12 protein-coding genes are annotated in these 15021 nt (G+C 67.7%); 1 reads left to right on the top strand and 11 read right to left on the bottom strand.

The window, feature by feature from the left end:
* Positions 1-82: 82 nt before the first annotated feature.
* From C8J26_RS00855 to C8J26_RS00830, 6 genes are all read right to left on the bottom strand, one after another.
* Positions 83-559, bottom strand: coding sequence for a YdcF family protein (locus C8J26_RS00855; protein WP_167398754.1), 477 nt, complete (start codon positions 557-559; stop codon positions 83-85).
* Positions 560-591: 32 nt separating this feature from the next.
* On the bottom strand, positions 592-1638 hold the full coding sequence (gene ribA / locus C8J26_RS00850; RefSeq protein WP_107956363.1) for a GTP cyclohydrolase II: 1047 nt from the start codon (positions 1636-1638) through the stop codon (positions 592-594).
* Positions 1635-2417 carry an exodeoxyribonuclease III gene (locus C8J26_RS00845; protein WP_107956362.1) on the bottom strand — a complete coding sequence of 261 codons (783 nt, stop codon included), beginning with the start codon at positions 2415-2417 and terminating at the stop codon, positions 1635-1637. The genes ribA and C8J26_RS00845 overlap by 4 nt, the downstream gene beginning before the upstream one ends.
* Before the next feature lie 351 nt (positions 2418-2768).
* Positions 2769-3398, bottom strand: a complete 630-nt coding sequence (locus C8J26_RS00840; protein WP_056419737.1) for a LolA family protein — start codon at positions 3396-3398, stop codon at positions 2769-2771.
* A gap of 172 nt (positions 3399-3570) precedes the next feature.
* Complete coding sequence (locus C8J26_RS00835; RefSeq protein WP_107956361.1) at positions 3571-4956, bottom strand: carbohydrate porin; 1386 nt, start codon at positions 4954-4956, stop codon at positions 3571-3573.
* Positions 4957-5200: 244 nt separating this feature from the next.
* Entirely contained in the window at positions 5201-7513 is a 2313-nt protein-coding gene (locus tag C8J26_RS00830) for a DNA translocase FtsK (protein WP_055874972.1), read from the bottom strand.
* 166 nt (positions 7514-7679) lie between these two features.
* Here C8J26_RS00830 and C8J26_RS00825 point away from each other — a divergent pair, with 166 nt between their 5' ends.
* A complete protein-coding gene (locus tag C8J26_RS00825) occupies positions 7680-8894 on the top strand; it encodes a UbiH/UbiF/VisC/COQ6 family ubiquinone biosynthesis hydroxylase (RefSeq protein ID WP_107956360.1) in 1215 nt (404 codons plus the stop codon).
* On the opposite strand, the gene C8J26_RS00820 is transcribed toward C8J26_RS00825, so the two are convergent.
* The 5 genes from C8J26_RS00820 to C8J26_RS00800 form a co-directional block, all read right to left on the bottom strand.
* Entirely contained in the window at positions 8884-9498 is a 615-nt protein-coding gene (locus C8J26_RS00820) for a DUF2238 domain-containing protein (protein ID WP_107956359.1), read from the bottom strand. The genes C8J26_RS00825 and C8J26_RS00820 overlap by 11 nt on opposite strands.
* Positions 9498-9680: a Trm112 family protein gene (locus tag C8J26_RS00815; protein ID WP_082445394.1), complete on the bottom strand. Its 183-nt coding sequence runs from the start codon at positions 9678-9680 to the stop codon at positions 9498-9500. The genes C8J26_RS00820 and C8J26_RS00815 overlap by 1 nt, the downstream gene beginning before the upstream one ends.
* Positions 9677-10315, bottom strand: coding sequence for an LON peptidase substrate-binding domain-containing protein (locus C8J26_RS00810; RefSeq protein ID WP_107956358.1), 639 nt, complete (start codon positions 10313-10315; stop codon positions 9677-9679). Before C8J26_RS00810 ends, C8J26_RS00815 begins: the two co-directional genes overlap by 4 nt.
* Positions 10312-11208 carry a tetratricopeptide repeat protein gene (locus C8J26_RS00805; protein WP_107956357.1) on the bottom strand — a complete coding sequence of 299 codons (897 nt, stop codon included), beginning with the start codon at positions 11206-11208 and terminating at the stop codon, positions 10312-10314. Before C8J26_RS00805 ends, C8J26_RS00810 begins: the two co-directional genes overlap by 4 nt.
* A 262-nt stretch (positions 11209-11470) precedes the next feature.
* Positions 11471-15016: an error-prone DNA polymerase gene (locus C8J26_RS00800; RefSeq protein WP_107956356.1), complete on the bottom strand. Its 3546-nt coding sequence runs from the start codon at positions 15014-15016 to the stop codon at positions 11471-11473.
* Positions 15017-15021 lie beyond the last annotated feature (5 nt).

Below are 15021 nucleotides of genomic sequence, written 5' to 3'. Positions count from 1 at the left end.
CCCAACTGGACCCCGGCCTTCGCCGGGGAGGTCCCCGCTTGAGAAATGCGCAGACGCAAAGCGGCCGCGTCCGCAGTAGCGGTTAGCCCCGCTTACGCCGCCAGATCGCGCCGATCCCCGCGACCAGGTCATACGGGATCGCCGCCGCTTCCCGAGTCCGCATCTTCAGCTGATACCGACGGCTCCCGCCATGCGGCACATGGATCGCGCTCGCGGGCATCCCCAGCATCGTGAACAGCATGCGGATCCGCGGCTGGTGATAGCCGTCAGTACAGATCATGCACTGCGCATAGTCGCCCGCACGCGCGAACGCGGTCGCGGCGACCACGCTCTGCAACGTATCGACGCTCGCCTCGTCGAGATGGATCCGCGACCGGTCGACCGTCTCGGCCAGCATTTCCGCCATCACCGACGCCTCGGAAGGCCCATGCGCGCCCTTCGCGCCCGAGCAGAACAGGTCCGCATCGACATAGCGCGCCGCCGCCGCCGCCGCGAACGCGATCCGTCGCGCGAGCGTCGGGCTCGGGCGGCCGTCGGGACGGACCGCCGCGCCGAACACGACGATCAGGCGCCTGGAAGGCGGGATGTCGGTCAGAACTGGTGCCCCGTGCGGTCGCGCTTCGTCGCGAGATACTGCGCGTTATGCGGATTGGACGGCAAGAAATGCGGCACGCGCTCGATCACCGTCACGCCCGCCGCCGCCAGCCCGGCGACCTTGGCCGGGTTGTTCGTCAGCAACCGCACCTCGCGCTGCCCGAGCAACGTCAGCATCCGCGCCGCCACGCCGAAATCGCGCGCATCGACCGCAAAGCCCAGCCGTGTGTTGGCATCGACCGTATCATAGCCCTGGTCCTGCAACGCATAGGCGCGCAGCTTGTTGACCAGCCCGATCCCGCGCCCCTCCTGCCGCAGATACAGCAGGATACCCCAGCCACTGTCGCGAATCGCATGGATCGCGGCGTGCAACTGCGGCCCGCAATCACACTTCAGGCTGCCGAGCACGTCGCCCGTCAGGCACTCGCTATGCAGCCGGACGAGCGGCGGCTCGCCATTGGGCTGGCCGATCAGCAACGCAATATGTTCGTCGCCGCTTTCGGGGCTGCGGAACGCGACGATCTCCGCATCCTCCGCGCCCTCGACCGGCAGCCGCGCGCGCGTCGCGAGAGTCAGGCGGGTCGCATCCTCGTGCGCATCGATATCGGCGTGGGCGATCGCCACCTCGGGCTCGCCGGTGCCGAGGAAGAAGGCGGGCAACAGCCCGGCGATCCGCGCGAGCCGCAGCGCCGCCGCGGCCGCCTGCGGATCGGCCACCGGGACCGTCCGGAACGGCCCCTTCATCGGTGTCGCCAGGTCGAATTGCGGATCGGCCAGCGCGGTCGCCGCGGCAAAGTCGATCCACGGCGCGCGATCGACCAGCACGGGCTCGGTCGGATCCGCGGCGGCCAGCTGGTTCGCCAGCTTCAACGTCGCGGCGCGCCCCGACGAGATCAGCACGCCCCCCGTCGCGTCCGGATCGAACGCCGCCAGCCGCGCTGCATCCGCCGTCTCGACCGCGAGCAGGACCAGCCCGTCGATCGCGATCGGCCACCCGCGCCGCAACGCGTCCACCGCGCGGGCCGCAGCGCGCGGATCGCTCAAAACGCGAACTCGGTGAGGATCGGGATGTGGTCGGAGGGCTTCAGCCAACTGCGGCACCGCTCATATACGTGATGCTCGACCGCGGCGTCCGCGGCCGCACCGGTGGCCCACATGTGATCGAGCCGCCGCCCGCGATCCGACGCCTCCCAATCCTTCGCGCGGTAGCTCCACCAGGTGTAGAGCCGCGCGGGCGCCGGGTGAAAGCGGCGGCCGAGATCGACCCAGTCGCCCGCCGCCTGCAACCGGGCGAGCGCCTCGACCTCGATCGGCGTATGGCTGACGACGTCGAGCAGCTGCTTGTGGCTCCACACGTCCGATTCGAGCGGCGCGATGTTAAAATCGCCGACCAGGATCGATGGCCCCGCGAGCGTCTCCGACCAGCGCGTCATCCGCTCGAGGAAATCGAGCTTCTGGCCGAATTTGGGGTTCGCCTCGCGGTCGGGCACGTCACCGCCGGCGGGGATGTAGACATTTTCCAGCCGGACGCCGTTGGGAAGCCGGACGCCGACATGACGCGCCTCGCTGTTCGCCTGCCAGTCGAACCGGTCGTCCTCGACGATCGGCACGCGGCTGAGAATCGCGACGCCGTGGTGCATCCGCTGGCCGTGCAGGACGATGTGCTCATAGCCCAGCGCGCGGAATGCCTCGAACGGGAAGTCGCCGTCGATGACCTTGGTTTCCTGCAGGCACAGGATGTCGGGTTGCTCGTCGCGCAGAAACTGTTCGACGATGGCGATCCGGAACCGGACCGAGTTGATGTTCCAGGAGGCGATTTTCACAGCCGCGATGTAGCGTCGCGTGGGGGGCGGGACAAGCAAGCGTCTCGAGCTTCGAAGACGGTAGAAGGCGCCATCGGCAAAGCCGCTGTCGTCGACCGGGCCCTAGAGAAAGAGGGGGCCCGTCGGCCGTGTTCGGGCGAGTCGCGCAAAATGCTTTTTCGCGCCGCCCTTCACATGAAATGACCCCCGCTCCGGGGGCATGGAGCGAGGGCCGACTCAGCGTTCGTCACGCAGGCAGACTGTGGAGAAACCATCCGGGCAACAGGGGGAAAAATCCCGAATGCCCCACATCCGCGGCCCACTCTCTAGGGACCGAAACCTGTCGCTGGCATGAATGACGCGAAAGTTTTGTTACTTTCTTCCACCCGTGCGGCGCGGATCGTTCCAGCGGAAGGTGTTGTCGCTGACCGCGTCGCCGAACTTCTGGTTGGTCAGGCGGATCGTCGTCCGGTTGTTCTGGCTGTCGAGCGCGACCCAGCCCTGCAGCATCAGCCCGCCCGGCGCGCCCGCGTTGCGCACGAACACCAGCGTGATCCGGCCATATTCGGGGTGCTTCGGGTCGTTCGCCTCGACCGACACGATGCGCTGGTCATAGCCGGGCACCAGCTTGGCATAGCGCGTGATGTCGCGAGTCGGATCGAGCAGTACGCCCAGCGGCGAGTTCTTGATCGGCCAGCGCTGCACCTGCTTCACCGAATAATCGATGAAGGTCAGCGCGCCGCCCTCCGCGACGATCAGGATCGGCACGCCCTTCTCGTACTGGAAGCGCAGCTTGCCTGGCTTCTTCAGCGTCAGCACGCCGGTCAGCACCTTGCCGTTGCGATCCGCCTGCGAGAAACTGGCGGTCATCGTCTCGACCGACTGGAGATGCTTCTGGACGGCAGCGAGATCGCCGCTCGCCTGCGCGACGGCAGGGGCGGGGACGGCGGCGACCGAGAGGGCGGCGATCGTCGCGATCACCGCGGGGCGGGTATTGAACATCGAAATCTCCTTGAAGCGCGGACAATTGCCGGCCCGCGCTTGAACCGCCACTGAATTCGGTACTTCGTCATCCTGACGAAAGTCAGGACCCAGGATCAAGCAGCGCCGCGGATATTACTCTGGATCCTGACTTTCGTCAGGATGACGGGGAGGGCGCGAGGACCGTCGCCCCCTACAGCGTGATCGCCCCCTTCAACCCGAGCACGCCGACATCGCGGGCGCCATGCACGCCGCCCGGATTGTGGATGAACTGCACGTTCGGCCGTAATTCCAGCCACTTGGTCGGATGGACGCTGTAATAGATCTCCGACGCATATTCCGCATCCTGCACCGCCGGCCGCGTCGGATCGAGTGCCTGTCCCTTCGCGACGCGCCCGTTCACATTGGTCCGCGCGACGCCGATGCCCAGGATGTCGCCCGGTCGCCACGGCACCAGCCCCTTGTAGAACAGCCCCGCCGCAATCTGGTTATCGGTGGTCGAGGTCGCGCGATCGGCCTGCGTCGCGTTGAGGAACACGCTGAGACCGGTCACCGACTTGCCGTCCTTCGACGTGCCGGTGATCTGCTGCTGGACGTTGAAATATACGCCGTAGCGCGCGTCGTGGCGGAGCGGCGCCATGCCGGTGATCGCGATCGGCTGGCGGTTCACGTCGTAATACACGTCGTCGCCGTTCGACGTGTTGATCCAGCCGCCGACCTTGTACGCGCCGACCCGGCCATCATCGTCGCCGCGCCGCCATTCGGCCTCGACCGGGATCAGCGCGCCGGTCGCGCCGTGGAACCGGCCGATCACGAAGTCCTTCTCCAGGTTGCGCGGGTTCACCTCATACGCCGCGGTCTTCAGCGTGACATGGTCGTTGACGTCGTAGCGCAGCCGCGCGCCCCATTGCCCGACCGGCCAGTTCTGCCAGTAATCGCCGACCAGATTGCCCGGCTGCGCCCCGCAGAAGCTGAGATTCTGGAAATAGCAGGAGAATACCGCGAAATCCTCGCCGGGATTGGTCCGCCCGATCTTGAGCTCGAGCTTCTCGCCCAGCATCTGCTCGTACCAGAATTGCGTCAGGCGCAGCGTCTGCCCTCGGCCATACACTTCCTGCACCTGTTGCAGCACGCCGAGATTGGCGTCAGCGCCCAGATCGCGGCCGCGGCGATAGGTCACGGTCGCCTGGAACGCACCGCCCTGCAGCCCGACGACCTTGTCGAGATCGAGCAGTACGCCGACGTCGAACTGGCCGGTCTCGCGGAGCAATTTCCGGTCGCCGCCCGAGAAGTTATAGCCGCTTTCCGAGGCATAGCGCGCGCTCAGCCCGATACCGCGATCCGCCAGCTTCTTGCGGATATCGAACCAGTCGGCGAATAGCCCGGGCGGCGGGGTGCGGCGCGTATCCGCGGTCAGCGCGGAGGGAGACAGATCGCTGTCGCGGCGAACGCCTGAACGCGGCCGGTGCTGCGTGTCGGTGGCGGTGCTGCCGGGGGTCTGTTTCGCGGTGTCCTGCGCCCAACCCTGCCCGGATATCGCGAGCGCCAACGCCGCCACGCCCAATCGCCGATACCCCATCAATCCCACCTGTCGTCCGTAACTTGTGTTTCCCCCGTAGACCGCACCTCGATCGTCCGAAACCCTCCGTCATGTCGCATGCGGCGAAACGGTCGCAGGTCCCGCCAATCCTCCTCCGCCAGGGGGAGGTGGCGCCGAAGGCGACGGAGGGGGAGGACACGGAACGGCGGCCATTCCTGTCCGCCCCCTCCGTCAGGCTGACGCCTGCCACCTCCCCCTGGCGGGGGAGGATTGCACCGCGTTCTTAGATCGCATGCCCCTCGGTATCGCGCAGCACCTCGCGCCGCCCGACATGATCGGGGCGGCCGACGATGCCGTCCTTCTCCATCCGCTCGATCAACCGCGCGGCCGAGTTATACCCGATCCGCAACTGCCGCTGCAGCCACGAGGTCGACGCCTTTTGCGACTCGCATACCAGCTGGATCGCCTGGCGATATTGCTGGTCCTCCGCCGAATCCTCACCCGTCGGCGATCCCTCCAGCGCGAAGCTCTCCTCGGGCTCCTCGGTCACCGACGAGATATAGTCGGGCAGCCCTTGCGAGCGCCAGTGATCCGCCACCAGCCGAACCTCGTCATCGGTCACGAACGGCCCGTGGACGCGGACGATGCCCTTGCCGCCCGGCATGTAGAGCATGTCGCCCTTGCCGAGCAGCTGCTCGGCGCCCTGTTCGCCCAGAATCGTGCGCGAATCGATCTTCGACGTGACGTGGAAGCTGATCCGCGTCGGCAGATTGGCCTTGATGACGCCGGTGATGACGTCGACCGACGGCCGCTGCGTCGCCATGATCAGGTGGATGCCCGCCGCGCGTGCCTTCTGCGCGAGCCGCTGGATCAGGAATTCAACCTCCTTGCCCGCGGTCATCATCAGATCGGCGAGCTCGTCGACGATCACCACGATCTGCGGCAGCACGTCGTATTCGAGCTTCTCTTCCTCGTACATCGGCGCGCCGGTATCCGGGTGATAGCCCGTCTGCACCTTCCGCCCGAGCGGCTGCCCCTTGGCCTTGGCGCCACGCACCTTGTCGTTGAACCCGGCGAGGCTGCGCACGCCGACGGAGGACATCTGGCGATAGCGATCCTCCATCGTCTCGACCGCCCATTTCAGCGCGCGCACCGCCTTGGCGGGATCGGTGACGACCGGCGACAACAGATGCGGGATGTCGTCATACATGCTCAGTTCGAGCATCTTCGGATCGATCATGATCATCCGGCACTGGTTCGGCGTCAGCTTGTACAGCAGCGACAGGATCATGCTGTTGAGGCCGACCGACTTACCCGACCCCGTCGTACCCGCGACCAGCAGATGCGGCATCGGCGCGAGATCGGCGATCACCGAATCGCCCGCGATGTTCTTGCCAAGGATGATCGGCAGCTGTGCCGACTGGTCCTCGAACGTCTGGCTGCCGACGAGCTCGTGCAAGGACACCGCCTCGCGCCGCGCATTGGGCAGCTCGATGCCGATCACGTTGCGCCCCGGGATCACCGCGACGCGCGCGGAAATCGCGGACATGTTGCGCGCGATATCGTCGGCCAGCGCGATCACGCGGCTCGCCTTGATGCCGGGCGCGGGCTCCAGCTCGTACATCGTCACGACCGGGCCCGGCCGCACCTCGATGATCGATCCCTTCACGTGGAAATCGTCGAGCACGTTCTCCAGCAGCCTTGCGTTGCGCTCGAGCCCCGCCTTGTCGACGACATTGCCCTGGCTCGGCGGCGACGGGGTCAGCAGGTCGAGGCTGGGCAGCGTGAAATTGTCGCGCAGGTCGAGCGACGACTGGCGCTCCTTGGGCTTGGCCTGGCTCGGCGCAGTCTGGCGATCGGCGATGACCGGGGCAGGGCGCGGGTCGGGCTCGGCGAGCGCGCGCGGCTCGACCGGCTTGCGCGTCAGGGTCAGCGGCTCGTCGTCGTCCTCGTCGATCTCCGCAAAGCCGTCATAGCCGAGCGCCTCGGTGCGATTGCGGCGGGGAAAGCGCCATTTGCGCTCGCCGAGATCGATCTCGATGCTCTTGCCCCAGACGATCGCGCCCGCGATCGCCGCGACCAGCCCGATCGCGCGCGCGGACCAGAGCTCGGCGACCGGCTCGCCGACAAAGCTCAGCGCCCAGTGAACCGCGCTCGCGACTGACAGCCCGATCACGCCACCCCATCCGGCGGGCAGCGCGAGCACCGACGAGCCCGAGACGAACGCCAGCGCGCTCGCCATCAGCGCGACGCCGATCGCCGCGCCGCGCAGCATCCGCACCCAGTGGCCCAGCGGCAGATCGCGCCATAGCCGCAGCCCGAGAATCGGCCCGATCGGCAGCAGCAGCGCGACCGCGGGGCCGAACAGGGTCAGCGCGATATCGGCGAACCACGCGCCCGGCGGGCCGACCAGATTGGCCGGCGACCCGCCCGACGCGGTGTTGAGCGCAGGGTCGCTCGGGTGATAGCTCGCCAGCGCCAGCGCCATCAGCAGCGTGCCGACGAACAACGCGATCGCCGCGATCAGCGCACCGCTGCGGACGGCACCCGCTTTCACCGTCTCACGCCACAAGGCTGGCTGCGCGCGGCTGGCCATGACCCGTATTCTCCAGAATCACTATAATAGGGTTAGTGCATCGCGCTGGGCTGGTCGGACGTCAAGCCGACCCCGTCGGCAATGCGCGGTCGCGCGCGGACAACACGGGTTAAACCGCGCCCGGATCGGCGTTGGCAGCGACCGGCTGGCGGGATAGAGCGGCGTCATGGACACAGATGTAATCATCCTCGGTGGCGGGCTGGTCGGCGCGACGCTCGCCGTGGCGCTCGACGTGCACGGCATCTCGACGATCGTGATCGACCCGGCAGACCCCGCGGTGACGCTGGCGCCGGGCTTTGACGGCCGCGCGTCGGCGGTGGCGAGCGCGAGCCACCGCATGCTCGACGCGATCGGCGTCGGCGCGACGCTGGCGGGGCAGGGCTGTGCGATCCGCCAGATCCGCGTCAGCGACGGGCTCGAACCCGGCGCGCTCGATTTTGTCCCCGCCGCCGACGATGGCGCGCTCGGCACGATGTACGAGAACAAGCTGATCCGTCGCACGCTGTTCGATGCCGCCACCGCAGCCGCCAATGTCGACCTGCGCATGACGACGCGTGCGACGTCGGTCGACCGCGCCGACTCGGGCGTGACCGTCACGCTCGACTCGGGCGCCGTGATCCGCGCCCCGCTGCTGATCGCCGCGGAGGGCCGCAACTCGCCGACTCGCGAGGCCGCGGGGATCACCATCGCGCGCTGGTCGTACGATCACACCGCGATCATCGCCGCGTTCCACCACGAACGCCCGCACGACGACGTCGCATACGAGATATTCTACTCGAGCGGCCCGTTCGCGCTGCTCCCGCTTCCCGATGACGCCGACGGTCACCGCTCCGCGATCGTCTGGACGGTCGACGCGAAGAACGCCCCCGGCATGTTGAAGCTCGGCGACCGCGCATTCCTCGCCGAAGCCGAAAAGAGCATGGGCGGATTCCTCGGCGCGCTGTCGATGGCGACGCCGCGCTCGTCCTATCCGCTCGGCTTCCACCACGCCGCGCGCATCACCGACACGCGGCTCGCGCTGGTCGGCGACGCAGGGCACGGCATCCACCCGATTGCGGGGCAGGGCCTCAACCTCGGTTTCCGCGACGTCGCGACGCTCACCGAAGTGCTGGTCGAGGGCAAGCGCCTCGGCCTCGATCTCGGCGATGCCGCGCTGCTCGCGCGCTACCAGCGTTGGCGTGGGCTCGACACGTTCATGACCGCGGCGGCGACCGACACGCTCACCCGCCTGTTCGGCCTGCCGGGCAAGACCGCCAGCGCGGTCCGGCGTTTCGGGATCAGCGCGGTCAACGCGATCCCGCCGCTGAAAGATCGCTTCATGGCCGAGGCGCGCGGCGAAAGCGGCGATCTGCCCAAGCTGTTGCAAGGCCTCACGATCTGAGGCGGGCGATCTGCCGATCATGCGGCCGTGACAGCAGGATCAGCGCCAGCGCGGCGCCGATCAGGCACATCAGCATGTCCCATTGCGTATCCCAGGGGTCGCCCTGCGTCCCCAGGAACGCGTCCGCGCCCTGGCCGAGCGCGACCGCGGCCCCGAACTCGATCAGCTCGTACAGCGCGCTGACCGACAGGCAGTAAGCGAGCACGGTGATCGCCAGCACCCGGCCCGTAGCGATCACGCCGGTCCGCACCAGCACTTCGCGCAGGACGATTGCGGGCACGAATCCCTGCATCAGATGCCCGAACCGATCATAGGGATTGCGCGCGAGATGCAGCCAGTCCTGCACCGCAAACCCGATCGGCACGCGCGCATAGGTGTAGGCGCCGCCCAGCATCAGCACGAGGCCGTGGACCGCGATCAACAGCAGTGCGAGGTCGGTGAAGACGAAGCGGCGGCGCAGACCGACCAGCACCGGGAACGCGATCAGCACGGGGGCGATCTCCATCCACCACGTCGCGCGATCGAACGGTGCCCAGCCCGATGCGACGAGGCCGATCCCCCAGACCGCGCCGAGAACCAGCAGGCGACGGTCGGCAAAGTGCATCAGGCGGGGGCGTCGATCCGTCGGGCTTCCTCGACCAGCATCACCGGAACGCCGTCGCGGACCGGATAGGCGAGGCCCGCCGCCTCGGACACCAGTTCCTGTGCAGGCTCGTCATAGCGCAGCGGCGTGCGCGTCATCGGGCAGACCAGGCGCTCGAGCAGCCAGGGGTCGAGCGCGCTCACTGCAACGTCACCGATTCGTCGCCATCGTGCCGCCCGAAGAACTGCATCAGCTGGATGATCAGCTCGGCGCGGTGTTCGATGTCCGGCGCCTCGAGCAACGCCTGCTTGGCCGCCGAATCGAACGGCGCGATCTGCGCGATGCCGTTGACCAGGCTCTCGTCGTCGAGCCGCCCGACTGCATCCCAGTCGACCGCATAGCCCTGCATGTCCGCGAACCGGCGCGATTCCATCTCGAGCGACGACCGCCGCCCGAGCGACAAGGCGTCATCCTCAACCAAAGGCAGCAGCTCGGCCTCGACCTGCCGGAACGCGGTCGTCACGTCGAGCTCGCGGACGATCCGGAACAGCGCGATGCCTTCCAGCACGACATTGTACCGCCCGTCGTCGAGTGCCTCGACCTCGGCGATCTTGCCGACGCAGCCAATGTCGTACAGCGCATCCGCATCGTCATGCGGGCCGCCCCGCGGCTGGATCATCCCGATCCGCCGGTCGCGCGCCATCGCATCGCTGATCATCGCCCGATAGCGCGGCTCGAACATGTGCAGCGGCAGGTGCATGCCGGGGAACAGCAGCGCCCCCGGCAGCGGGAAGATCGACAGTCGTGTGGTAGCACGCGGGGGCGACTCGGTGGTCATCCGAACAGGATCGCAGACAGACGCCGTCGCTGTCCAGAGACCCAGGGGTCTTCGAGCCCGACAACCTCGAACAGCTTGAGCAACTGCGCGCGCGCCGCGCCCTCGTTCCAGTCGCGCTCGGTGGCGATGATGCCGAGGAACGTGTCCGCCGCCGCATCGCGGTCGTTCGCCGCCATCTGGCCGTTGGCGAGCGCGAAGCGGGCGTCCAGGTCGTCGGGGTTCGCCTCGACCGCAGCGAGCAGCGGCGACAGGTCCGCAACCGGCGGGGCGGACTGCGCGAGCGCGAGCGCCGCCTGCGCGCGGTGGATCGCCGGATCCTTGGCGATCGCCGGATCGAGATTCGCCAGCCAGTCGCTCGCCTCGTCGAGCTGCCCGGTCGCGACCAGCGCGCGGACGAAGCCGGCATGGACCTGTGGATGCTCAGGCGCGATCTCGGCGATCTCGCGGAACAGCCCCAGCGCACGCTCGCCGTCACCCGCGGCAAGCGCCTCTTCGCCGATCGCGATCAGCGGCTCGACATCGGCGGCCGGATCCGCCGGCTCGGCCTCGATCGGCAGCTGCTTGAGCAACTGGTCGAGCAGCACGCGCAGCTGCGACTCGGTGCGCGCGCTGGTCATGTCGGCGACCAGCTGGCCCTGGAACATCGCATAGACGGTCGGGATCGACTTGATCTGGAATTGCGCGGCGATGAACTGGTTCTTGTCGGTATCGACCTTGGCCAGCACGACGCCCTTGTCGGCATAATCCGCGGCAACCTTCTCCAGCGTCGGGGTCAGTGCCTTGCACGGCCCGCACCATTCCGCCCAGAAATCGATGATCACGAGCTTCATCATCGACGGTTCGACGACATCGCGACGGAACGCTTCGACGGCGTCCTTCTCCGCGGGGGACATTCCAAGCGTGGCCAAGTTCAACTCCCGTGTAATCCAGATGCGCTATTTGGGGGGCGGACGCCGCGAATGCCAGCTTTCAGAATGTCGCGGGCAAAGGACAATGCGCGCCCGGCCGTCGCGGCATCTACCGTCCCAAACCCGTCACCCCAGCGAAAGCTGGGGTATGTCACGTGGCACGTGACGAGCGCCACACCATGCGACCCCAGCTTATGCTGGGGTGACGGCGGGAAGCTGGGGGTTGGTTGCAGCACTGGCCACGCCATCAATGAAAGTCGCGCGACTTGGGCAGGACGCGCACATCGCGAGGGTGTGTCGCGCGCGGGTGGTGCGCGCGAGCGTCCGGACTCCGCGTCAGCACCGGCCGGATCACCTCGTCGACGCGCGCCAGCGGCGGCTCCATCGCGTGATCCTCCGACAACAGCCGCAGCATGTCGCTGCGGTCCTGCACGCGCGCGGTCATCAGGTGCGTGACGCCTTCCTCGCTGCGCTGGATCACGCCCTCCAGCACCATCAGCCGCGACGCCATCACCGCGCGCCGGTTCGCCTCGAAATCGCGCGCCCACATCAGCCCGTTGGTGATCCCGGTCTCGTCCTCGATCGTCACGAAGATCGCGTTGCCCTTGCCCGGGCGCTGGCGGACCAGCACCACGCCCGCGACCTTCGCGCGGCGTCCGTCCTTGGTGGCGTTGGCCTGCGCGCTGGACAGGATGCCTTCCGCTGCGAACCGCGCGCGCAGAAAGCTCATCGGATGCGCCTTCAACGACAGCCGCGTCGTCTGGTAATCCGCGGCCACCTGTTCGGACAGCGGCATCGCCGGCAGATGCGCGTCGGGCTCCTCGCCAAGCTCGGGCACCTCCGCCGCGGCGAACAGCGCGAGCTGCTTGGGCGGCGTCCGGCGCACATCCCACAATGCCTCGCGCCGCGGCTTGGCGACCGACCGGAACGCGTCGGCATCCGCGAGCAGGTTCATCGCCCGCTGCGGCAGGTTCGCGCGGCGCGCGAGGTCCTCGATGCTGGCGAACGGCGTGGTCCGAACGCGGACGATCTCGTCGGCCCAGTCCTGACGGAACCCATCGACCTGCCGGAATCCAAGCCGCAAATCCTCCCCGGAACGGGGAGGGGAACCATCCGCAGGATGGTGGAGGGGGCGCGCCGCAAACGTCCCGCCTGGAAGGGTGGCATCCACAATCGCGCCGTCTGTAACAGTGGCAGACGCAAACGCACCGTCTGTAACAGTGGCAGACGCAAGCGATCCGTCTGCGGAAGCCCCCCTCCACCCCGCTTCGCGTGGTCCCCCTCCCCGTGCCGGGGAGGATTCGAGAACATTGTCCCATCCGCTCGCATTCACATCGACCGGCAGCACGGTCACGCCGTGCTCCACCGCATCGCGCACGAGTTGCGCGGGCGCATAAAACCCCATCGGCTGCGAATTGAGCAGCGCGCAGCAGAACACCGCGGGGTGGAAGCATTTGATCCACGACGACACATAGACCAGCCGCGCGAACGACAGCGCATGGCTCTCCGGGAATCCGTACGACCCGAACCCCTCGATCTGCTTGAAACACCGCTCGGCAAACTCCGCCTGATAACCGCGCGCGACCATCCCGCCGACCAGCTTGGCCTGGAAATTGTCCATGCCGCCCACCTTGCGGAACGTCGCCATCGACTTGCGCAGCTGGTTCGCCTCGTTCGGCGTGAACCCCGCCGCGACGATCGCCAGCTTCATCGCCTGTTCCTGGAACAGCGGCACGCCGTAGGTGAAGCGCAGCAATTGCTGCAATTCGTCGGGCGGCCCGAACTTCGGATCGGGCGACGGGAACTCGACCTTCTCCTTGCCGCTGCGTCGCCGGAGATAGGGATGGACCATGTCGCCCTCGATCGGTCCCGGCCGGACGATCGCGACCTGCACGACCAGGTCGTACAGCACGCGCGGGCGGAGCCTCGGCAGCATGTTGATCTGCGCGCGGCTCTCGACCTGGAACACGCCGATGCTGTCGCCCTTGCACAGCATGTCGTAGACGCGCGGATCCTCGGCGACCGCGATCGTGTCGAGCAGGTGATCGCCGTGGCCGTGCTCGCGCATCAGGTCGAAGCTTTTGCGGATACAGGTGAGCATCCCGAGCGCGAGGATATCGACCTTCATCAGCCCGAGCGCGTCGATATCGTCCTTGTCCCATTCGATGAAGGTGCGGTCCTCCATCGCGCCGTTATGGATCGGCACCATCTCGTCGAGCCGCCCCTGCGTCAGCACGAACCCGCCGACATGCTGCGACAGATGGCGCGGGAATTCGAGCAGCCGGTCGACCATCCCGCGGAGCCGCGCGATCTCCGGGTTGTCGATGTCGAACCCGGTTTCGGCAAAGCGCTGTTCCTGGAACCGGCTCGAGAAACTGCCCCACACCGTGCTCGTCAGCCGCTGCGTCACGTCTTCGGTCAGGCCCAGCGCCTTGCCGACCTCGCGCACCGTGCTCTTGGGGCGGTAATGGATGACGGTCGCGGCGATCGCGGCGCGCTCGCGGCCATAGCGGCGATAGATATACTGCATCACCTCCTCGCGCCGCTCATGCTCGAAATCGACATCGATATCGGGCGGCTCGTCGCGCTCGCTCGAGACGAACCGCGAGAAGAGCAGGTCGTATTTCATCGGATCGACCGAGGTGACGCCGAGCAGGTAACACACGACAGAATTGGCCGCCGAGCCGCGCCCCTGGCACAGGATCGGCGGATCCTGCGCGCGCGCGAACCGGACGATGTCGTGCACCGTCAGGAAATAATAGGCGTATTTGCGCTCGCGGATCAGCACGAACTCCTCGTACAAAAGCTTCAGCATCTTGGCCGGCACGAGATAGTCGTAGCGGTCGAGCGCGATCTGCCAGACGAGATGCTCGAGCCACGCCTGCGCGTCCCACCCCGCCGGAATCGGCTCGTGCGGATATTCGTATTTCAGGTCGTCGAGCGTGAAGGCGATTCGGCGCAGCAGACGCGCGCTCTGCGCCACCGCGTCGGGGCGATCGCGGAACAGCCGCACGATCTCCTCCTCGGGCTTCAGATGCCGCTCGCCGTTCGCCGCGAGCAGCCGCCCCGCCTTGTGGATCGTCGTGCGCTCGCGGATGCAGGTGACGACGTCGTGCAGGTCGCGATCGTCGGGATAGGCATAGAGCGCGTCCGTCGTGGCCAGCACGGGGACGCCTGCCGCATCCGCAATCCGCCCGAACTGTGCCAGCCGCCGCCGATCGCGACCGCCGCGCGGCATCGTCACGCCGAGCCAGACCGAGTCCGCGCCCAGTCGCTTCACCGCCTGGAGCACCGTCGGCAGGTCGCGCTCGCGGCGTTCGGGCAGCGCATCGCCCTCCGGCAGTGGCGACACCGGCGTCGCACCGCGCGCGCTGCTCTTCGGCATCACCACCAGCATCATGTCCGCGTAATGCGCGATCAGGTCGCCGAGCCCGAGGATGCAACCGCCCTTCTCCGCACGGCGATTGCCGACCGTCAGCAACCGGGTCAGCCGCCCCCAGCCGACTCGAGTCGCGGGATAGGCGACGATGTCCGGCGTCCCGTCCTCGAACACGAGCCGCGCGCCGACCACCAGCCGGAAGTCGATCGGCGGCATCGCCATGCCCAGCAAACCGTCGCGGGCCTTTTTCAACGCCTGATGCGCGCGGACCACGCCCGCCACGGTGTTGCGATCAGCGATCCCGATCCCGCCGAGCCCGAGCTCCACCGCGCGGCCGACCATCGCGCCCGCATCACTGGCCCCGTCGAGGAACGAGAAATTGGTCGCCGCGACCAGTTCGGCGAAGCGGGTCATGGTGC

Origin of the sequence: Sphingomonas aurantiaca (assembly GCF_003050705.1) — a bacterium.
Taxonomy (GTDB): Bacteria; Pseudomonadota; Alphaproteobacteria; order Sphingomonadales; family Sphingomonadaceae; genus Sphingomonas; species Sphingomonas aurantiaca.
The sequence above is the reverse complement of the archived record's forward strand: the minus strand, read 5'-3'. Positions and strand labels throughout refer to the sequence as shown.

Bases quoted from the DNA above. Each gene is read 5' to 3' on its own strand.
- C8J26_RS00840 (WP_056419737.1), bottom strand. From the start codon at position 3,398: ATGTTCAATACCCGCCCCGCGGTGATCGCGACGATCGCCGCCCTCTCG.
- C8J26_RS00835 (WP_107956361.1), bottom strand. From the start codon at position 4,956: ATGGGGTATCGGCGATTGGGCGTGGCGGCGTTGGCGCTCGCGATATCC.
- C8J26_RS00830 (WP_055874972.1), bottom strand. From the start codon at position 7,513: ATGGCCAGCCGCGCGCAGCCAGCCTTGTGGCGTGAGACGGTGAAAGCG.
- C8J26_RS00825 (WP_107956360.1), top strand. From the start codon at position 7,680: ATGGACACAGATGTAATCATCCTCGGTGGCGGGCTGGTCGGCGCGACG.
- C8J26_RS00820 (WP_107956359.1), bottom strand. From the start codon at position 9,498: ATGCACTTTGCCGACCGTCGCCTGCTGGTTCTCGGCGCGGTCTGGGGG.
- C8J26_RS00810 (WP_107956358.1), bottom strand. From the start codon at position 10,315: ATGACCACCGAGTCGCCCCCGCGTGCTACCACACGACTGTCGATCTTC.
- C8J26_RS00805 (WP_107956357.1), bottom strand. From the start codon at position 11,208: ATGTCCCCCGCGGAGAAGGACGCCGTCGAAGCGTTCCGTCGCGATGTC.
- C8J26_RS00800 (WP_107956356.1), bottom strand. From the start codon at position 15,016: ATGACCCGCTTCGCCGAACTGGTCGCGGCGACCAATTTCTCGTTCCTC.